Source organism: Staphylococcus aureus (assembly GCF_001027105.1).
In the GTDB taxonomy this organism is placed as follows: Bacteria; Bacillota; Bacilli; order Staphylococcales; family Staphylococcaceae; genus Staphylococcus; species Staphylococcus aureus.
On the sequence record NZ_CP011526.1, the window covers coordinates 930,376 to 952,773 of the forward strand.

Below are 22,398 nucleotides of genomic sequence, written 5' to 3' on the forward strand. Positions count from 1 at the left end.
TACTGATAAACGATGTTTTATTTTGTTAGTACCACAATAAAAGCTAAGTTCGAAATGAACTTATAATAAATCAATCACAATCACTTTGTGTTAAAATATGTGTCAAAGGAAGTGAGGGTTTGTCATGACATTACATGCTTATTTAGGTAGAGCGGGAACAGGTAAGTCTACGAAAATGTTGACCGAAATAAAACAAAAAATGAAAGCAGATCCGCTTGGAGATCCAATCATTTTAATTGCGCCAACTCAAAGTACATTTCAATTAGAACAAGCCTTTGTCAATGATCCGGAATTAAATGGTAGTTTAAGAACAGAAGTGTTGCATTTTGAACGATTAAGTCATCGTATTTTCCAAGAAGTTGGTAGTTATAGCGAACAAAAGTTATCTAAAGCTGCAACGGAAATGATGATTTATAACATTGTTCAAGAACAACAAAAGTATTTAAAACTTTATCAATCACAAGCAAAATATTATGGGTTTAGTGAAAAATTAACAGAACAAATTCAAGATTTTAAAAAATATGCAGTAACGCCTGAACATTTAGAACACTTTATTGCTGATAAAAATATGCAAACTCGAACTAAAAATAAGTTAGAGGATATTGCTTTAATATACCGTGAGTTCGAACAACGCATTCAAAACGAGTTTATTACGGGTGAGGATTCATTACAATATTTTATTGATTGTATGCCGAAATCAGAGTGGCTAAAACGTGCTGATATATATATTGATGGTTTTCACAACTTTTCAACGATTGAGTATTTAATAATCAAAGGATTAATTAAATATGCGAAGAGTGTCACAATTATATTGACGACAGATGGTAACCACGATCAATTTAGTTTATTTAGAAAACCATCGGAAGTGTTACGACATATTGAAGAAATAGCAAATGAACTCAATATTTCTATTGAACGTCAATATTTCAACCAATTATATCGCTTCAATAATCAAGATTTAAAGCATCTTGAACAAGAATTTGATGCACTTCAAATCAATCGAGTGGCATGTCAAGGTCATATCAATATTTTAGAATCTGCGACTATGAGAGAGGAAATAAATGAAATTGCGCGACGTATCATCGTTGATATTCGTGATAAGCAATTACGATATCAAGATATTGCTATTTTATATCGTGATGAATCTTATGCTTATTTATTTGATTCCATATTACCGCTTTATAATATTCCTTATAATATTGATACAAAGCGTTCGATGACACATCATCCGGTCATGGAAATGATTCGTTCATTGATTGAAGTTATTCAATCTAATTGGCAAGTGAATCCAATGCTACGCTTATTGAAGACTGATGTGTTAACGGCATCATATCTAAAAAGTGCATACTTAGTTGATTTACTTGAAAATTTTGTACTTGAACGTGGTATATACGGTAAACGTTGGTTAGATGATGAGCTATTTAATGTCGAACATTTTAGCAAAATGGGGCGTAAAGCGCATAAACTGACCGAAGATGAACGTAACACATTTGAACAAGTCGTTAAGTTAAAGAAAGATGTCATTGATAAAATTTTACATTTTGAAAAGCAAATGTCACAAGCGGAAACTGTAAAAGATTTTGCAACTGCTTTTTATGAAAGTATGGAATATTTCGAACTGCCAAATCAATTGATGACAGAGCGAGATGAACTTGATTTAAATGGTAATCATGAAAAGGCGGAGGAAATTGATCAAATATGGAATGGCTTAATTCAAATCCTTGATGACTTAGTTCTAGTATTTGGAGATGAACCAATGTCGATGGAACGTTTCTTAGAAGTATTTGATATTGGTTTAGAACAATTAGAATTTGTTATGATTCCGCAAACATTGGACCAAGTAAGTATTGGTACGATGGATTTGGCTAAAGTCGATAATAAGCAACATGTTTACTTAGTAGGTATGAATGATGGAACGATGCCACAACCAGTAACTGCGTCAAGCTTGATTACAGATGAAGAAAAGAAATACTTTGAACAGCAGGCTAATGTCGAGTTAAGTCCAACATCAGATATTTTACAGATGGATGAAGCATTTGTTTGTTATGTTGCTATGACTAGAGCTAAGGGAGATGTTACATTTTCTTACAGTCTAATGGGATCAAGTGGTGATGATAAGGAGATCAGCCCATTTTTAAATCAAATTCAATCATTGTTCAACCAATTGGAAATTACTAACATTCCTCAATACCATGAAGTTAACCCATTGTCACTAATGCAACATGCTAAGCAAACCAAAATTACATTATTTGAAGCATTGCGTGCTTGGTTATATGATGAAATTGTGGCTGATAGTTGGTTAGATGCTTATCAAGTAATTAGAGATAGCGATCATTTAAATCAAGGTTTAGATTATTTAATGTCAGCATTAACGTTTGACAATGAAACTGTAAAATTAGGTGAAACGTTGTCTAAAGATTTATATGGTAAGGAAATCAATGCCAGTGTATCCCGTTTTGAAGGTTATCAACAATGCCCATTTAAACACTATGCGTCACATGGTCTGAAACTAAATGAGCGAACGAAGTATGAACTTCAAAACTTTGATTTAGGTGATATTTTCCATTCTGTTTTAAAATATATATCTGAACGTATTAATGGCGATTTTAAACAATTAGACCTGAAAAAAATAAGACAATTAACGAATGAAGCATTGGAAGAAATTTTACCTAAAGTTCAGTTTAATTTATTAAATTCTTCAGCTTACTATCGTTATTTATCAAGACGCATTGGCGCTATTGTAGAAACAACACTAAGCGCATTAAAATATCAAGGCACGTATTCAAAGTTTATGCCAAAACATTTTGAGACAAGTTTTAGAAGGAAACCAAGAACAAATGACGAATTAATTGCACAAACATTAACGACAACTCAAGGTATTCCAATTAATATTAGAGGGCAAATTGACCGTATCGATACGTATACAAAGAATGATACAAGTTTTGTTAATATCATTGACTATAAATCCTCTGAAGGTAGTGCGACACTTGATTTAACGAAAGTATATTATGGTATGCAAATGCAAATGATGACATACATGGATATCGTTTTACAAAATAAACAACGCCTTGGATTAACAGATATTGTGAAACCAGGTGGATTATTATACTTCCATGTACATGAACCTAGAATTAAATTTAAATCATGGTCTGATATTGATGAAGATAAACTAGAACAAGATTTAATTAAAAAGTTTAAGTTGAGTGGTTTAGTTAATGCAGACCAAACTGTTATTGATGCATTGGATATTCGTTTAGAACCTAAATTCACTTCAGATATTGTACCAGTTGGTTTGAATAAAGATGGCTCTTTGAGTAAACGAGGCAGCCAAGTGGCAGATGAAGCAACGATTTATAAATTCATCCAACATAACAAAGAGAATTTTATAGAAACAGCTTCAAATATTATGGATGGACATACTGAAGTTGCACCATTAAAGTACAAACAAAAATTGCCATGTGCTTTTTGTAGTTATCAATCGGTATGTCATGTAGATGGCATGATTGATAGTAAGCGATATCGAACTGTAGATGAAACAATAAATCCAATTGAAGCAATTCAAAATATTAACATTAATGATGAATTTGGGGGTGAGCAATAGATGACAATTCCAGAGAAACCACAAGGCGTGATTTGGACTGACGCGCAATGGCAAAGTATTTACGCAACTGGACAAGATGTACTTGTTGCAGCCGCGGCAGGTTCAGGTAAAACAGCTGTACTAGTTGAGCGTATTATCCAAAAGATTTTACGTGATGGCATTGATGTCGATCGACTTTTAGTCGTAACGTTTACAAACTTAAGCGCACGTGAAATGAAGCATCGTGTAGACCAACGTATTCAAGAGGCATCGATTGCTGATCCTGCAAATGCACACTTGAAAAACCAACGCATCAAAATTCATCAAGCACAAATATCTACACTCCATAGTTTTTGCTTGAAATTAATTCAACAGCATTATGATGTATTAAATATTGACCCGAACTTTAGAACAAGCAGTGAAGCTGAAAATATTTTATTATTAGAACAAACGATAGATGAGGTCATAGAACAACATTACGATATCCTTGATCCTGCTTTTATTGAATTAACAGAGCAATTGTCTTCAGATAGAAGTGATGATCAGTTTCGAATGATTATTAAACAATTGTATTTCTTTAGCGTTGCAAATCCAAATCCTACAAATTGGTTGGATCAATTGGTGACACCATACGAAGAAGAAGCACAACAAGCGCAACTTATTCAACTACTAACAGACTTATCTAAAGTATTTATCACAGCTGCTTATGATGCTTTAAATAAGGCGTATGATTTGTTTAGTATGATGGATAGCGTCGATAAACATTTAGCTGTTATAGAAGATGAACGACGTTTAATGGGGCGTGTTTTAGAAGGTGGCTTTATTGATATACCTTATTTAACTGGTCACGAATTTGGCGCGCGTTTGCCTAATGTAACAGCGAAAATTAAAGAAGCAAATGAAATGATGGTCGATGCCTTAGAAGATGCTAAACTTCAGTATAAAAAATATAAATCATTAATTGATAAAGTGAAGAGTGATTACTTTTCAAGAGAAGCTGATGATTTGAAAGCTGATATGCAACAATTGGCGCCACGAGTAAAGTACCTTGCGCGTATTGTGAAAGATGTTATGTCAGAATTCAATCGAAAAAAGCGTAGCAAAAATATTTTGGATTTTTCTGATTATGAACATTTTGCATTACAAATTTTAACTAATGAGGATGGTTCGCCTTCAGAAATTGCCGAATCATACCGTCAACACTTCCAAGAAATATTGGTCGATGAGTATCAAGATACGAACCGAGTTCAAGAGAAAATACTATCTTGCATCAAAACGGGTGATGAACATAATGGTAATTTATTTATGGTTGGAGATGTTAAGCAATCCATTTATAAATTTAGACAAGCTGATCCAAGTTTATTTATTGAAAAGTATCAACGCTTTACTATAGATGGAGATGGCACTGGACGTCGAATTGATTTGTCGCAAAACTTCCGTTCTCGAAAAGAAGTACTGTCAACGACTAACTATATATTCAAACATATGATGGATGAACAAGTCGGTGAAGTAAAATATGATGAAGCGGCACAGTTGTATTATGGTGCACCATATGATGAATCGGACCATCCAGTAAACTTAAAAGTCCTTGTTGAAGCGGATCAAGAACATAGTGATTTAACTGGTAGTGAACAAGAAGCGCATTTTATAGTAGAACAAGTTAAAGATATCTTAGAACATCAAAAAGTTTATGATATGAAAACAGGAAGCTATAGAAGTGCGACATACAAGGATATCGTTATTCTAGAACGCAGCTTTGGACAAGCTCGCAATTTACAACAAGCCTTTAAAAATGAAGATATTCCATTCCATGTGAATAGTCGTGAAGGTTACTTTGAACAAACAGAAGTCCGCTTAGTATTATCATTTTTAAGAGCGATAGATAATCCATTACAAGATATTTATTTAGTTGGGTTAATGCGCTCCGTTATATATCAGTTCAAAGAAGACGAATTAGCTCAAATTAGAATATTGAGTCCAAATGATGACTACTTCTATCAATCGATTGTAAATTACATTAATGACGAAGCAGCAGATGCAATTTTAGTTGATAAATTAAAAATGTTTTTATCAGATATTCAAAGTTACCAACAATATAGTAAAGATCATCCGGTGTATCAGTTAATTGATAAATTTTATAATGATCATTATGTTATTCAATACTTTAGTGGACTTATTGGTGGACGTGGACGACGTGCAAATCTTTATGGTTTATTTAATAAAGCTATCGAGTTTGAGAATTCAAGTTTTAGAGGTTTATATCAATTTATTCGTTTTATCGATGAATTGATTGAAAGAGGCAAAGATTTTGGTGAGGAAAATGTAGTTGGTCCAAACGATAATGTCGTTAGAATGATGACAATTCATAGTAGTAAAGGTCTAGAGTTTCCATTTGTCATTTATTCTGGATTGTCAAAAGATTTTAATAAACGTGATTTGAAACAACCAGTTATTTTAAATCAGCAATTTGGTCTCGGAATGGATTATTTTGATGTGGATAAAGAAATGGCATTTCCATCTTTAGCTTCGGTTGCATATAGAGCTGTTGCCGAAAAAGAACTTGTGTCAGAAGAAATGCGATTAGTCTATGTAGCATTAACAAGAGCGAAAGAACAACTTTATTTAATTGGTAGAGTGAAAAATGATAAATCATTACTAGAACTAGAGCAATTGTCTATTTCTGGTGAGCACATTGCTGTCAATGAACGATTAACTTCACCAAATCCGTTCCATCTTATTTATAGTATTTTATCTAAACATCAATCTGCGTCAATTCCAGATGATTTAAAATTTGAAAAAGATATAGCACAAATTGAAGATAGTAGTCGTCCGAATGTAAATATTTCAATTGTGTACTTTGAAGATGTGTCTACAGAAACCATTTTAGATAATGATGAATATCGTTCGGTTAATCAATTAGAAACTATGCAAAATGGTAATGAAGATGTTAAAGCACAAATTAAACACCAACTTGATTATCGATATCCATATGTAAATGATACTAAAAAGCCCTCAAAACAATCTGTTTCTGAATTGAAAAGACAATATGAAACAGAAGAAAGTGGCACAAGTTACGAACGAGTAAGGCAATATCGTATCGGTTTTTCAACGTATGAACGACCTAAATTTCTAAGTGAACAAGGTAAACGAAAAGCGAATGAAATTGGTACGTTAATGCATACAGTGATGCAACATTTACCATTCAAAAAAGAACGCATATCTGAAGTTGAGTTACATCAGTATATCGATGGATTAATCGATAAACATATTATCGAAGCAGATGCGAAAAAAGATATCCGTATGGATGAAATAATGACATTTATCAATAGTGAGTTATATTCGATTATTGCTGAAGCAGAGCAAGTTTATCGTGAATTACCGTTTGTAGTTAACCAAGCATTAGTTGACCAATTGCCACAAGGAGACGAAGACGTCTCAATTATTCAAGGTATGATTGACTTAATCTTTGTTAAAGATGGTGTGCATTATTTTGTAGACTATAAAACCGATGCATTTAATCGTCGCCGTGGGATGACAGATGAAGAAATTGGTACACAATTAAAAAATAAATATAAGATACAGATGAAATATTATCAAAATACGCTTCAAACGATTCTTAATAAAGAAGTTAAAGGTTATTTATACTTCTTCAAATTTGGTACATTGCAACTATAGTATTTTGATTTTCAAAAGAATAAAAAATAATTTCGATTAAGTGCAAAGTCCTTGTAGCAGAATGAACACAACTCATTTTCAAAATTGTCTTACTTATTTATTTGTTATTTGATAACGAAAAAAGTTATAATGTGAATTAAGATAAAGATGAGGAGTTGAGAATGAATGAAATTCTTATCATTCAAGTATAATGACAAAACTTCATATGGCGTTAAAGTAAAACGCGAAGATGCTGTATGGGATTTAACACAAGTATTTGCTGACTTTGCAGAAGGAGATTTCCATCCTAAAACATTGTTAGCTGGTTTACAACAAAATCATACTTTAGATTTTCAAGAACAAGTACGTAAAGCAGTTGTAGCAGCAGAAGATAGCGGCAAAGCTGAAGACTATAAAATTTCATTTAATGACATTGAATTTTTACCACCAGTAACACCTCCGAATAATGTGATTGCTTTTGGTAGAAATTACAAAGATCATGCGAACGAATTAAATCATGAAGTGGAAAAATTATATGTATTTACAAAAGCAGCGTCATCTTTAACAGGAGATAATGCAACAATTCCAAATCATAAAGATATTACTGATCAATTAGATTATGAAGGTGAATTAGGTATTGTTATTGGTAAGTCTGGTGAAAAGATTCCAAAAGCATTAGCTTTAGATTATGTTTACGGCTATACAATTATTAACGATATCACTGATCGCAAAGCACAAAGTGAACAAGATCAAGCATTTTTATCAAAAAGTTTAACTGGCGGTTGCCCAATGGGTCCTTATATCGTTACTAAAGACGAACTACCATTACCTGAAAATGTAAATATTGTTACAAAAGTTAACAATGAAATTAGACAAGATGGTAACACTGGCGAAATGATTCTTAAAATTGATGAATTAATAGAAGAAATTTCAAAATATGTTGCACTACATCCGGGAGATATTATTGCAACTGGTACACCAGCAGGCGTTGGTGCAGGTATGCAACCACCTAAATTTTTACAACCAGGTGATGAAGTTAAAGTGACTATTGATAATATTGGAACGCTGACAACTTATATCGCTAAATAATTATCATTTAAAAAGCTAACCAGTCTTTATATAGATTGGTTAGTTTTTTCTTGCTTTTCTAAAAAGGTGTTAAAGATAAATTATTTATAATGTTACCATTTTGAGATGAAAGTGAAATATTGATATTAAGAAGTAGTTGATTATTTTACAGCAGATTCACAATATTCTAATAAGGAATAAAATGTCATGTTCTTCCTCTCAAATATAGAAGTGTGGTAGAATATATATTCGTGTATAATCAAATCATGATTAAATTACAAGCAAGTGGGTATTAATCCCAAGAAGCTTTAATTTAATAATATAAATAATTAAAGTGGGGGGAATCAGTATGTTACATTTACATATATTAAGTTGGGTATTAGCGATTATTTTATTTATCGCTACATACTTAAACATTTCAAAAAATCAAGGCAGATCACCATTTTTCAAACCGTTGCACATGATTTTACGCTTATTTATGCTGTTGACGTTAATTTCAGGATTTTGGATATTAATTCAGTCATTTATGAATGGCGGGGCAAATCATATGTTGCTTACATTGAAAATGCTGTGTGGTGTTGCAGTAGTTGGATTGATGGAAGTGTCGATTGCTAAAAGAAAGAGACATGAACAAAGTCACACAATGTTTTGGATAACAATTGCATTAATTATCATCACAATGGTATTAGGTGTCATTCTACCGTTAGGGCCTATATCAAAATTATTCGGTATTGGCTAATTGATAAGACATATAGTATATGACATAAGGCATGGACAATTATTAGTCCAAGACCTTATGTCTTTTTTGATTCTAAAAATGTTAAACATAAAAAATGGACTGGATAGTAGTACCAGTCCAACATAATTCTAACCTAGACAATTAAGATTAGATTGAATCGCATGATTCATTTATTTAGCTTTGTAACCAATCATATTGATTAAATCTTTAGGGTGGCTATATGGTGGTGCATAAGCCACTTCAAACTCAGTTAACTCATCTACAGTTAGCTGGTTCATCATTGCCATCGATAGTACATCAATACGTTTATCTGCACCTTCTTTTCCTACTGCAGCTGCTCTTAAAATCTGACGGTTTGAAGTGTCATAATATACTCTTAAGTGTAAAGGGGAATTTCCTGGGTAATAATTCGCGTGTGCACCTTGAGTGACTTCTACCATTTTATAGTCAAATTGCTTTAGTTCGTTTGGTTTAACGCCGACACTCGCAAATGTATAATCAAAGAACTTCACAATATTGTTGCCTAAGAAGCCTTTGAATTCAATAGTGTCATTTCCAGCAATTTGTTCGGCAACAATACTTGCTGCACGGTGAGCGCCCCAAGCTAAAGGAACACTAGCCGGTAGATCGACATGTCGATAATGTGATGTTGCAATATCGCCTATTGCATAAATGTTTGGAACATTTGTTTCAAATTTATCGTTTACCGGTATGAAACCTTTTCGATCAAGTTTGATATTTGAACTTTCGATAAATTTTGAATTGGGGTGAGTACCGACACCTTCAATAATCATATCGTAATGTTCAACTTTTCCTGATTTAAATGTAATTTCATTTCCATTGATAGCATTAATTTCCTCATTTAAACGGTATGGAATCTCCCGCTTATCTAATTCATCAAGTATAGGTTGATTCATGTCGGCATCCATTAATTTATTTATCTTATCAGATCGATGAATTAAAGTAGGGTGTAAACCACGTTCATAAAGATTTTCAAGAACTTCTAATGAAACATAACCTGCACCTACAACCAATACTTTATCAACTTGATTTGCTTTGATGAATTGATCGATAGCATCAGTGTCTTCTAAATTTCTAAGTGTAAATGTAATATCACTTTCAAAGCCAAGGCTATTTGCACTTGCACCAGGGCTTAAAATGAGTTTATCGTAAGATTCTTCAAATTGTTCGTTTGTCTTTCTATTTAATACAGATACAGTTTGTCTTTCATCATTGATTGCAATAACTTCATGATAAGTTTTTACTGTAATTTGCTTTCTATCATAAAATTTTTCAGGTGTATACGCTAAAGCATATCTTCTATCTTCAACAACTTCGCCAATGACATAAGGCAATGCACAATTAGCAAAGCTCATATCACGATCTTTTTCAAAAATAATAATGTCACTTTCTTTATCTAAACGTCGAATTTGGCTGGCACATGTTGCACCGCCAGCGACTGCTCCGACTACGACTATTTTGGGCATCGTAACTTACCTCCTATTGTTTTAAAATATTATAAAATGATTAGTTATAAATTAACAGTAATATCTAATATTTAAATTAAAGAAATCATTCAAATATCGACCAATGCCATCTTCATTATTGTTGAATGTAATATTGTTCGCTACATCTTTAAGTTCTTGCAAACCATTTTCCATAGCAACACCGTGACGCGCGTACTCAATCATTTCAATATCATTATCTTCATCACCGAATGCAATAATATTATTTCGGTCAATATTTAAAAATTGTCTAACTTGCTCAATGCCTCTTGCTTTATTAATACCAAGTTTTACAATTTCAATGACAGGGAATGGTGCGCCCCAGCGTCGATGCTCAATATGATCGGCATAAAAATGAGTAAGCATATTTTTGATTTCAGGTATTTTACTTTCTTCGGCTTCAATTAAAATTGAGGTAGGGGATTCTTTCAAGTGGACAAGTAAATTACCAGTTTGAATTCTTGGATTACCCATTGAAAAACCTTCAAATAATCTTGGATCATGATTGTTAATGAAAACATAATCTTTCACTTCTGCTATAATATTCGATACTTGATATTGTTGTAATCCTTGAATAATGTTTTGTGCGATGCCTAAATCTAAAATTTCATGGCAAGTTTTGAAGTTTTTATCTTTAGGGTGATGTACGTAAGCGCCATTAAAATTAACAATTGGTGTCGTTAAATTTAATTCATGATAATACATTTGACTTGCACGATAAGGTCTGCCAGTCGCAATCATAATTTGGTGTCCACGTTGTTGTAATTCATTTAATACTTGTTTAGTATATGATGAAATTTCTTTGTTATCGTTTAATAATGTTCCGTCTAAGTCTAGACATATTAAATGTGGTTGCATATCTCTCTCCTCATAAGTTGCTTAGTTCATATAGATACATCATAGCATTTTATTGGCGTTTTGTCGGATATTTGATATATTATGAATAATATGACATTAAAGAGGTGATATGGATGGAAGAGGCATTGAAAGATAGTATCTTAGGTGCATTAGAAATGGTAATTGACCCTGAATTAGGAATTGATATCGTTAATTTGGGTTTAGTATACAAAGTGAATGTTGATGATGAAGGCGTATGTACAGTTGATATGACTTTAACATCAATGGGATGTCCAATGGGACCTCAAATTATTGATCAAGTTAAAACAGTATTAGCAGAGATTCCTGAAATTCAGGATACTGAAGTGAATATCGTATGGAGTCCACCTTGGACAAAAGATATGATGTCACGTTACGCTAAGATTGCACTTGGTGTGAGCTAACATAAACTTGCATTGCCTGTAGAATTTCTTTTCGAAATTCTCTGTGTTTGGGCCCGCAGTCAATATAACATTGTAGAGTATAATTCATTGTGAATAAGCTCCCTTCAAAGTAGACATTGAAAAATGAAAATTTTGAAGGGAGCCTTATTTATGTTCTAGTTTCTGATTTTATTTTGAAAATTTATATCTAACTTGTTTCAAAAAATATGAATTAAGACAGTGACTTGCACTTCCAAGAGTGCACAATTCATTTTCTAGTTGAATATTTTCTTGAAAATTTTTATAATAAATTGAATTTATATTACAGTTATATTACAATACATAATACTTCATAGTTTTTAAGTTGCCGAGTTGCATTACAAATTGGATTTCGAAGTAAGAATCATCATTGGTAATTTTTTTAATTTAACAGTATTTTAGTCAATATGATTTTGATGATGTCGTAATTCAATAATATACATATGCATTTCAATATTCTTTTAAACAGCATAACTAAATTTAATTAAGCATCTAAGAAGAACAGTTTTAAAAGGGAAGAATGCAAAAATGAACAAAACAAAGGGTTTTACAAAGTATAAGAAAATGAGATATATTCCAGGGCTCGATGGTTTGAGGGCAATCGCTGTTCTAGGAATTATTATTTACCACTTAAATAAGCAATGGTTGACAGGTGGCTTTTTAGGTGTGGATACATTTTTTGTGATCTCTGGTTATTTAATTACAAGCTTATTACTCAAAGAGTATGATGACACAGGTATCATTAAATTGAAAAGCTTTTGGATACGTCGTTTAAAACGTTTATTACCAGCAGTCATAGTTTTATTAATGGTTGTAGGGACAGCAACCTTATTATTAAAATCAGATAATATCATTAGGGTTAAACATGATATTATTGCTGCGATATTTTATGTATCAAACTGGTGGTATATAGCAAAAGATGTTAATTATTTTGAGCAATTTTCATTTATGCCATTAAAGCATTTATGGTCTTTAGCAATTGAAGAACAGTTTTACATATTTTTCCCAGTTATTTTGGTTACATTATTGTTAACAATTAAAAAGCGATACAAAATAGGATTTATTTTTTGGGGAGTATCAATAATTTCTTTAGGGTTAATGATGTTTATCTATAGTATTAATGGGGATCATTCACGAGTGTATTTTGGTACAGATACTAGATTACAGACATTGTTACTGGGTGTTATTTTAGCTTTTTTATGGCCACCGTTTAAATTGAAAAATGATCCACCTAAAGTTGTAAAATATGTTATTGATAGCATAGGTAGTTTATCATTTATAGTACTTATATTATTATTTTTCATTATTAATGATGAGACGAATTGGATATATGATGGTGGTTTCTATTTAATATCCATATTAACGTTATTTATTATTGCTAGTGTCGTTCATCCATCTACATGGATAGCGAAGATATTTTCAAATCCAGTGTTAGTATTTATCGGGAAAAGGTCTTATAGTTTATATTTATGGCATTTTGCAGTAATTAGTTTCGTACATAGTTACTATGTAGACGGACAGATACCTGTATATGTGTACTTTATAGATATAAGTTTAACAATTATATTTGCAGAGCTATCATATCGCTTTATAGAAACTCCATTTAGAAAAGAAGGTATTAAAGCTTTAAATTGGCGACCTTCTTATATACCACAATTTATAAGAATGGCAATTGTAGTAACCTTGTTAATTCCATTTATGTTGATTTTAGTAGGTGCATTCAATAAATATGGTAAAGACATTATTGGAGAAAAAGCGAATAGCTTTGATACCACAATTGAAGATAATTATTTAATGCGGATAGCACCAATTGATAACATACACATTGATGGCTTAGTAAGTGAGAAGAAAAAGGAATCTTCCGACGTATATAATAATATTAAACCTCTTTTAATCGGTGATTCAGTAATGGTTGATATCGGTGAGTCATTTAAGTCATCAGTTCCTAAGTCTAGAATTGATGGAAAAGTAGGGCGTCAATTGTATCAAACCTTACCTTTAGTTAAAGCGAATTATTCACAATATAAAAAATCATCTGATCAAGTCGTATTAGAATTAGGTACAAATGGCGACTTTACTGTCAAACAGCTCGACGATTTACTTAATCAATTTGGAAAAGCCAAGATTTATTTAGTTAATACACGTGTTCCAAGAATTTATGAGGCAAATGTAAATCGATTATTAGCTGACGCGGCGAAACGAAAGTCCAATGTCACATTAATTGATTGGTATAAGCGATCACAAGGACATAGTGAATATTTTGCACCAGACGGTGTACATTTAGAGTACAAAGGAGTCCTAGCTTTAAAAGATGAAATATTAAAAGCACTTAAAAAGAAATAACATATGTTTAATAAGTCTAGTTAATGTGTAACGTAACATTAGCTAGATTTTTTTATTCAAAAAAATATTTACAAATATTAGGAAATTTAAGTGTAAAAGAGTTGATAAATGATTATATTGGGACTATAATATAATTAAGGTCAAAGAAAGTCAAAGTCAAAAGTGCAACTTGACCAACTCTACAAATTAGAGGTGAAATTATATGGATATAAATAAAATGACATATGCTGTTCAAAGTGCTTTACAACAAGCAGTTGAACTGAGTCAGCAACATAAATTACAAAATATAGAAATTGAGGCAATTTTAAGCGCTGCCTTAAATGAAAGTGAAAGCTTATATAAAAGTATTTTAGAACGAGCAAATATTGAGGTAGATCAATTAAACAAAGCTTATGAAGACAAACTAAACACGTATGCATCTGTAGAAGGTGACAATATACAATATGGTCAATATATTAGCCAACAAGCAAACCAATTGATAACTAAGGCTGAATCATACATGAAAGAATATGAAGATGAATATATTTCAATGGAGCATATTTTACGTTCGGCAATGGACATTGATCAAACAACAAAACATTATATAAATAATAAAGTAGAAGTTATCAAAGAAATTATTAAAAAAGTAAGAGGGGGAAATCACGTGACATCACAAAATCCAGAAGTTAATTACGAAGCATTAGCTAAATATGGCCGCGACTTAGTAGAAGAAGTTAGACAAGGTAAAATGGATCCTGTTATAGGAAGAGATGAAGAAATTCGAAATACGATTCGTATTTTAAGTCGTAAAACTAAAAACAACCCTGTGCTCATTGGTGAACCAGGTGTTGGTAAAACTGCAATTGTTGAAGGATTAGCGCAACGTATAGTTAAGAAAGATGTGCCAGAATCATTATTAGATAAAACTGTTTTTGAGTTAGATTTAAGCGCATTAGTAGCGGGCGCTAAATATCGTGGTGAATTTGAAGAGAGATTAAAAGCAGTCCTAAAAGAAGTTAAAGAGTCTGATGGTAGAATTATATTATTTATTGATGAAATCCATATGCTTGTAGGTGCTGGTAAAACAGATGGTGCCATGGATGCAGGCAACATGCTAAAACCAATGTTAGCACGAGGAGAGTTACATTGTATTGGTGCAACAACTTTAAATGAATATCGAGAATATATTGAAAAAGATTCGGCATTAGAGCGTCGTTTCCAAAAAGTAGCAGTTAGTGAGCCTGATGTTGAAGATACAATTTCAATTTTACGTGGTTTAAAAGAACGATATGAAGTGTATCATGGTGTGCGTATTCAAGATAGAGCCTTAGTTGCTGCCGCTGAATTGTCTGATCGTTACATCACTGATCGTTTTTTACCAGATAAAGCGATTGATTTAGTTGACCAAGCATGTGCAACAATTCGTACGGAAATGGGATCAAATCCAACTGAATTGGATCAAGTTAATAGACGTGTCATGCAATTAGAAATTGAAGAAAGCGCACTTAAAAATGAATCTGACAATGCGAGCAAACAGAGATTACAAGAACTACAAGAAGAGCTTGCCAATGAAAAAGAGAAACAAGCAGCACTTCAATCTCGTGTAGAATCAGAAAAAGAAAAAATAGCAAATTTACAAGAAAAACGTGCGCAACTAGATGAAAGTAGACAAGCGTTGGAAGATGCACAAACAAATAACAATTTAGAAAAAGCTGCTGAACTACAATATGGAACAATTCCTCAATTGGAAAAAGAACTTAGAGAATTAGAGGATAATTTCCAAGATGAGCAAGGTGAAGATACAGATCGAATGATTCGTGAAGTTGTAACAGACGAAGAAATTGGCGATATTGTCAGCCAATGGACAGGCATACCAGTTTCAAAATTAGTTGAAACAGAACGTGAAAAATTACTTCACTTAAGTGACATCTTGCATAAACGTGTTGTAGGTCAAGATAAAGCGGTTGACCTGGTTTCAGATGCAGTAGTTAGAGCAAGAGCAGGTATTAAAGATCCAAACAGACCTATTGGTAGTTTCTTATTCCTAGGTCCAACTGGAGTAGGTAAAACTGAATTAGCTAAATCATTAGCTGCATCATTATTTGATTCTGAAAAACATATGATTCGTATTGATATGAGTGAATATATGGAAAAACATGCAGTATCAAGATTGATAGGGGCACCTCCAGGATATATTGGACATGATGAAGGGGGTCAATTAACTGAAGCGGTTCGTCGTAATCCATACTCAGTTATTTTATTAGATGAGGTTGAAAAAGCGCATACTGACGTCTTTAATGTATTATTGCAAATTTTAGATGAAGGCCGTTTAACTGATTCTAAAGGACGTAGCGTTGATTTTAAAAATACTATTATTATTATGACAAGTAATATTGGATCTCAAGTTTTATTAGAAAACGTAAAAGAGACTGGTGAAATTACAGAATCAACAGAAAAAGCTGTTATGACAAGTTTAAATGCATATTTCAAACCAGAAATTTTGAATCGTATGGATGATATCGTATTATTTAAACCATTATCTATTGATGACATGAGTATGATTGTAGATAAAATCTTAACGCAATTAAATATAAGATTATTAGAACAACGAATCTCAATTGAAGTTTCTGATGATGCTAAAGCTTGGCTAGGTCAAGAAGCTTATGAACCTCAATACGGTGCAAGACCATTAAAACGTTTTGTACAACGCCAAATTGAAACACCATTAGCACGTATGATGATTAAAGAGGGATTCCCAGAAGGTACAACGATTAAAGTTAATTTAAATTCAGACAATAACTTAACGTTTAATGTTGAAAAAATTCATGAATAAAATTGAACCAAGAATGTGATGATTAATCGCATTCTTGGTTTTTTAGATTTGAAATTTATTATAATTGTTCATTGGCAATATACTTTTTAAATGATTTAATAAACACCAATATTTCTGGGCTTTCTTTTTTGCTGTATATATATGTAAATGAAATAGGTGCTTGTAAAATTTTCGTGTTAATAACCGAAATATTGTAATCACTATTTGTTGTTATATAAAGAGGCAGGAATGATATACCTTGATTCATTTCGATTAATTTAATTGAAGTATGCACATCATTGATAGATAGAAATTGTGCTTTTTCATAAATATTTAAAATATTATTTTTAAGTGATGACCAATATTCTGGATGGTTATCACTTATTATTTTGTATTTTTCAAATAAAGATGCCTCAGTTAGAAGATGATTATTCTCTTTATTGGGAGCAATCAATACAATTTTACCTTCGCATACTTTTTCAGAATGAACTTCTCTTAGTTTAGGTTGATTTCTGCTAATCCCGATGTCATACGTATGATTATTAATATCTTTTTCAATATTTTCATTTTTGACATGAAGAGAAACATCGATAAAAGGATGCTCGTTAAAGAAAGATTTTAAAAATTTGGGCATAATGAATGTCGCGATATATGAAGACACGACAACATTTAATTTCGATTGAAACATCGTTTTTTTAAGTTGGATATGTTTGATGCCACTTTCATATTGTTCAATAAAACTTTGCGCAATTGGAAGAAATGTATGACCATCTTCAGTCAAGATAATTTGATTTTTATAAGTTTCAAATAGTTTCACATTGAGATGCTGTTCTAAATTTTTAATTTGCTTATGTATAGAAGGTATAGTGAGATTAATTTCTTCACTAGCTAATCGATAGTTTAACGTCTTCGCTAAAATGACAAATGTATAGTACCAATCTAAATTCATGAACTTACCTCTTTCAAAAAAGTTAATAATTCATTAGATAATATTTAATTTTTATTGCATAAAAATAATATTAATATTATATCAGAGGTTATCGAGGGGGTGAAGTAATATGATTCGAATTCAAGATAATACAATAAGGGATGGTATGCAACAAAGTAATGTTCGAAAAAGTCTAATTATAAAAAAAGAAGTATTGAAACAAATTAACAAGTTAAATATAAATTCTGTTGAAGTAGGCATGTGTACAACTATCGAGGATGAATTTAATATTCATCAATTCAGAGACATTTTAAGTCCTGAAAAAGAATTAGTAGTATTGACTAGGCTTAATGAAAAAGAAATAAAAAAAATAGTCAAATTGAAAATTCATAATTTAGTGGTAAAAATACTATTGCCAATATCTGACTTGCATATAAAAGAAAAGCTTAATTTTTCAAATAAATATTATATTCAGAAAATCAAAGACTGCTTGGATATATTAAAGAAAGATAAAAAAGGAGTAGATATTTGTTTTGAAGATGGAACAAGGACTTCTAGAGAAAAATTGAAAGAATACATGGAAATTATTTCAAAATATCAAGTTAGAACAGTTACATTTGCGGACACTGTAGGATGTTCGACACCATTAGAATACGGAGATATTTTTAATTACTTTGTAAAAAAATATTCTAACATAATTTTTTCTGCTCATTGTCATAACGATCTAGGGTTGGCTACTGCAAATACATTAGCTGCAATTTTAAATGGTGCAAAGCAAATAGAAACTACATTTTTGGGAATTGGTGAGAGAGCGGGTAATGCTCCTATTGAGGAAATAATTACTATTTTGACAAAAAAACAAATAGAAAGTACGGAATTCACTTTACCCGACGTATATAAAACTAGTATTAATATTTCTAAAATTCTCGATTTTCAAATATCAGAAAACAAACCTATAATTGGTGAAAATATATTTAAACATGAATCAGGAATTCATCAAGATGGTACTAAAAAAAATATAAATATGTATCAATATTTAGTTCCTAGTGATTTAGGATTGAAAAATTCACAAGTTGTTCAGTTTCCAATAAGTAATATTTCTAGTAAGAAAATCTTGCACAATAAATTTAAATCAATAGTTAACACTGAAGAAATTGATGAAAATATTTCTTTCTATAAACTTGTGAACAAGTTTTCACCTGAAGTAGCACCTGAAGATACAGTGGATTTACTTCAGATAATAAAAAGGAGGAGTAAAGATGGAAATTTTAAATGATTCTGTAAAAAGTTTTGAAAAACTTTATTTACAATTACAAGATGGTTTTCCAGTGATTGTTCCTACTGATACTAATTATAATTTATGTAGTTTACCTAACAACGATCTTTGTATCGATAAAATATTTGAATATAAAAAGCGATCGAAAGATAAGCCATTATCATTATTTATTGATAAGCCAGAGGATTGGAAATTGTATGGAGATAATCAAAATACGGAAATAGTTGATAAACTAGTTGAAATATTTTGGCCTGGACCATTAAATATTATTTTAAAAAATAAAACAAGCTATAATTATATGCTCAATAATTCAGATAGTATAGCTATAGGATGTGTACAAAATAAAACGATGAGAAGATTTATTTCATATATTAATTCACCTATAGCAATTACTTCAGCAAATATATCTGGAACTGCCGATGATATTTTAATAACTGAAAATGAAGCAATTAAGCACATGGGCGAAAATGTAAGATATATGCTAAGAAGTCAAAATAAAACTAACTATAAAACATCTAGTACGATTATTAAAGTGACAGATAATAAAATTGAATTATTAAGAGAAGGAGATATAAAGTTTGAAGAAATAAAAGAAAGACTAGGTACAGGTATTATTTATGAATAAGTTAATACTTGGGATTTATTTATACCGAATTTTTTCACGAGCATACTTTTATTTACCGTTTTTATTAATTTACTTTTTGATTCAAGGTTATTCCATAATACAATTAGAAATATTAATGGCGTCTTATGGCATTGCAGCATTTTTATTCTCTCTATACAAAGAGAAGTGTTTTAAAATTTGTAACTTAAAAGATTCTAATAAATTAGTTGTTAGTGAAATATTCAAAATCATCGGTTTATTGTTGTTATTATATCAAAATCAATATTTAATTTTAGTAGTGGCACAAATATTATTAGGGTTAAGTTACTCAATGATGGCGGGTGTTGATACCGCAATAATTAAAAGAAATATAACAAATGAGAAATACGTACAAAATAAGTCAAATAGCTATATGTTCCTATCATTATTAATTTCAGGGATTATAGGTAGTTATCTTTATGGAATAAATATTAAATGGCCTATAATAATGACTGGTATATTTTCAATTCTAACAATTATAATTATTCGATGCACATTAGTTGAAAATAGGGAATTAAATTTAATAGGAGAAACAAAGGGAAAGATAAAGAAATTTCTACCAGAAGAGAAGTTTTGGATATTGCATTATTCTTTTTTAAGAGCGTTAATATTAGGATTTTTTATAGGATTTATTCCAATTAATATATATAATGATTTAAAACTGAATAATTTACAATTTATTTCAGTATTAACTTGTTACACAGTTATGGGTTTTGTATCTTCACGTTATTTAACTAAATACTTGAATTATAAGTTTGTGTCAGAAATTTGTTTAGTAATATTTTTAATAATATATACATATCAAAGTTTCATAGCAGTTACTATTTCTATGATATTTTTAGGTATTTCTTCAGGGTTAACTCGTCCACAAACTATAAATAAACTTTCTAGCAGTAGTAACTTAAGAGTGATGCTTAATTATGCAGAAACGTTATATTTTATTTTTAATATCGCATTTTTACTTATGGGTGGTTACTTATATACAATAGGAACTATTCAATACTTAATATTATTTATTTCGTTATTAATTTTTATATATTTAATAATAATATTTTATTTTACAAGGAGAGAGCAACATGAAAATAAAAACTGAATTTAAAGGGAACAATATACCATATGAATACGCAGCAGGTGCAGATGTGAGTGATTCTATTAACGGGAATCCAATTAAGTCATTTCCATTTGAAGTAATTGAATTACCGGAAGGGACTAAATATCTTGCTTGGTCTTTAATTGACTATGATGCAATTCCTGTATGTGGCTTTGCTTGGATTCATTGGAGTGTAGCTAATGTAAGTGTTAGTGGCAATTCAATTTCTATAAAAGCAGATTTATCAAGAACAAAGGGCGACTATGTACAAGGTAAAAATAGCTTTACTAGTGGGTTGTTGGCTGAAGATTTTTCAGAAATAGAAAATCACTATGTAGGACCTACACCACCTGATCAAGATCATCAATATGAATTAACAGTTTATGCGTTAGATCATTCTTTAAATTTGAAGAATGGGTTCTACTTGAATGAATTTTTAAAAGAAGTAAATCAACATAAAATTGATCAAACAAGTATTAACCTTATAGGAAGAAAAATTTAATACTAAATATCTCATCAATATAAAATTGTTCAATTAAAAGTACAAAGAAACAAAGGTTTTAATTTATATATTAGGTACGGCGTTCGCTATAATGCAAAGAAGTAATTAAATTTAAGAAATGTAAACTTAGTTATTGTAATGTGAATTTATTTGAAAAAATAGAAAGTATTAACAATTATAGCTTTTACATTAATTAAAATTTATTTTTAAAAACAAGTAAACAATTTACATACTTATAATTTTTGAAAATTTTCAATTTGTGTTATATTGATTTTGTAAGATACTTTAACTCACAAAGGAGAGAGAGTATATGAAATTAAAATCATTTATAACTGTAACTTTGGCACTGGGCATGATCGCAACGACTGGCGCTACTGTGGCAGGTAATGAGGTATCTGCAGCAGAAAAGGACAAACTACCGGCAACTCAAAAAGCTAAAGAAATGCAAAATGTTCCATATACAATTGCAGTAGATGGCATTATGGCTTTCAATCAATCTTACTTAAATTTACCAAAAGATAGCCAATTATCATATTTAGATTTAGGAAATAAAGTTAAAGCTTTGTTATATGATGAACGCGGTGTAACACCTGAGAAGATTCGAAATGCAAAATCTGCCGTTTACACGATTACTTGGAAAGATGGTAGTAAAAAAGAAGTGGATCTTAAGAAAGATAGCTACACAGCAAACTTGTTTGATTCAAATTCAATTAAACAAATTGATATTAATGTAAAAACTAAATAAACACTTAAAATTATCAAATTCAACATGAAGCATTTAATTTTACAGTGATGATTATAAAATAATTGCCTTGATACAAAGATTACTCGTAAATGACATCTTTGTATTAAGGCTTTTTCTAAATTTAAAAGTGATGGGTTAGAGGTCATTGAGCTTTAAAATATTCAAAATACAAAACATTAATGGCCAAAAATAAAAGCCGCCTTTATCTGGGCAGCTTCAATAATAAGAAAGACATA

The 22,398-nt window shown here is 30.9% G+C and carries 15 protein-coding genes; 12 read left to right on the forward strand and 3 right to left on the reverse strand.

The genetic code is table 11. The features are described 5' to 3' along the window. The first annotated feature begins 124 nt into the window (after positions 1–124). From addB to AA076_RS04750, 4 genes are all read left to right on the forward strand, one after another. Entirely contained in the window at positions 125–3,601 is a 3,477-nt protein-coding gene (addB, locus tag AA076_RS04735; RefSeq protein ID WP_000172342.1) for a helicase-exonuclease AddAB subunit AddB, read from the forward strand. Next, positions 3,602–7,255, forward strand: a complete 3,654-nt coding sequence (addA, locus tag AA076_RS04740; RefSeq protein ID WP_000154930.1) for a helicase-exonuclease AddAB subunit AddA — start codon at positions 3,602–3,604, stop codon at positions 7,253–7,255. It begins immediately after the preceding gene. 165 nt (positions 7,256–7,420) lie between these two features. Further along, a complete protein-coding gene (locus AA076_RS04745) occupies positions 7,421–8,323 on the forward strand; it encodes a fumarylacetoacetate hydrolase family protein (RefSeq protein WP_000670752.1) in 903 nt (300 codons plus the stop codon). A 328-nt stretch (positions 8,324–8,651) separates the two neighbouring features. Beyond that, positions 8,652–9,041 carry a YisL family protein gene (locus AA076_RS04750; protein WP_000902817.1) on the forward strand — a complete coding sequence of 130 codons (390 nt, stop codon included), beginning with the start codon at positions 8,652–8,654 and terminating at the stop codon, positions 9,039–9,041. A gap of 170 nt (positions 9,042–9,211) precedes the next feature. Here the strand turns inward: AA076_RS04750 and AA076_RS04755 are convergent, their stop codons facing one another. Then, a complete protein-coding gene (locus tag AA076_RS04755) occupies positions 9,212–10,528 on the reverse strand; it encodes a CoA-disulfide reductase (protein ID WP_001124525.1) in 1,317 nt (438 codons plus the stop codon). A gap of 51 nt (positions 10,529–10,579) precedes the next feature. Further along, positions 10,580–11,404 carry a Cof-type HAD-IIB family hydrolase gene (locus tag AA076_RS04760; RefSeq protein WP_001182436.1) on the reverse strand — a complete coding sequence of 275 codons (825 nt, stop codon included), beginning with the start codon at positions 11,402–11,404 and terminating at the stop codon, positions 10,580–10,582. 113 nt (positions 11,405–11,517) lie between these two features. Here AA076_RS04760 and AA076_RS04765 point away from each other — a divergent pair, with 113 nt between their 5' ends. From AA076_RS04765 to clpB, 3 genes are all read left to right on the forward strand, one after another. Continuing rightward, positions 11,518–11,826 carry a metal-sulfur cluster assembly factor gene (locus AA076_RS04765; RefSeq protein WP_000390575.1) on the forward strand — a complete coding sequence of 103 codons (309 nt, stop codon included), beginning with the start codon at positions 11,518–11,520 and terminating at the stop codon, positions 11,824–11,826. 546 nt (positions 11,827–12,372) lie between these two features. Then, positions 12,373–14,187: an acyltransferase family protein gene (locus AA076_RS04770; protein ID WP_001044214.1), complete on the forward strand. Its 1,815-nt coding sequence runs from the start codon at positions 12,373–12,375 to the stop codon at positions 14,185–14,187. A 202-nt stretch (positions 14,188–14,389) separates the two neighbouring features. Further along, complete coding sequence (gene clpB, locus AA076_RS04775; protein ID WP_000353955.1) at positions 14,390–16,999, forward strand: ATP-dependent chaperone ClpB; 2,610 nt, start codon at positions 14,390–14,392, stop codon at positions 16,997–16,999. Between the two features lie 58 nt (positions 17,000–17,057). Here clpB and AA076_RS04780 read toward each other — a convergent pair whose 3' ends face one another. Next, positions 17,058–17,927 carry a LysR family transcriptional regulator gene (locus tag AA076_RS04780; protein WP_001047066.1) on the reverse strand — a complete coding sequence of 290 codons (870 nt, stop codon included), beginning with the start codon at positions 17,925–17,927 and terminating at the stop codon, positions 17,058–17,060. 109 nt (positions 17,928–18,036) lie between these two features. On the opposite strand from AA076_RS04780, the gene AA076_RS04785 reads away from it, so the two are divergent. The 5 genes from AA076_RS04785 to AA076_RS04805 all read left to right on the forward strand — a co-directional run bounded on the left by AA076_RS04785 (position 18,037) and on the right by AA076_RS04805 (position 22,162). Then, the gene (locus tag AA076_RS04785) at positions 18,037–19,182 is read left to right on the forward strand and encodes a LeuA family protein (protein ID WP_000619365.1); all 1,146 of its coding nucleotides are present in this window, start codon (positions 18,037–18,039) and stop codon (positions 19,180–19,182) included. After that, positions 19,166–19,807 carry an L-threonylcarbamoyladenylate synthase gene (locus AA076_RS04790; protein ID WP_000404422.1) on the forward strand — a complete coding sequence of 214 codons (642 nt, stop codon included), beginning with the start codon at positions 19,166–19,168 and terminating at the stop codon, positions 19,805–19,807. The genes AA076_RS04785 and AA076_RS04790 overlap by 17 nt, the downstream gene beginning before the upstream one ends. Further along, positions 19,800–20,918 carry an MFS transporter gene (locus AA076_RS04795; RefSeq protein ID WP_001037436.1) on the forward strand — a complete coding sequence of 373 codons (1,119 nt, stop codon included), beginning with the start codon at positions 19,800–19,802 and terminating at the stop codon, positions 20,916–20,918. Before AA076_RS04790 ends, AA076_RS04795 begins: the two co-directional genes overlap by 8 nt. Then, positions 20,902–21,417, forward strand: coding sequence for a YbhB/YbcL family Raf kinase inhibitor-like protein (locus AA076_RS04800; protein ID WP_000695342.1), 516 nt, complete (start codon positions 20,902–20,904; stop codon positions 21,415–21,417). The genes AA076_RS04795 and AA076_RS04800 overlap by 17 nt, the downstream gene beginning before the upstream one ends. Positions 21,418–21,727: 310 nt before the next feature. Next, entirely contained in the window at positions 21,728–22,162 is a 435-nt protein-coding gene (locus AA076_RS04805) for an MAP domain-containing protein (protein ID WP_000769689.1), read from the forward strand. Positions 22,163–22,398 lie beyond the last annotated feature (236 nt).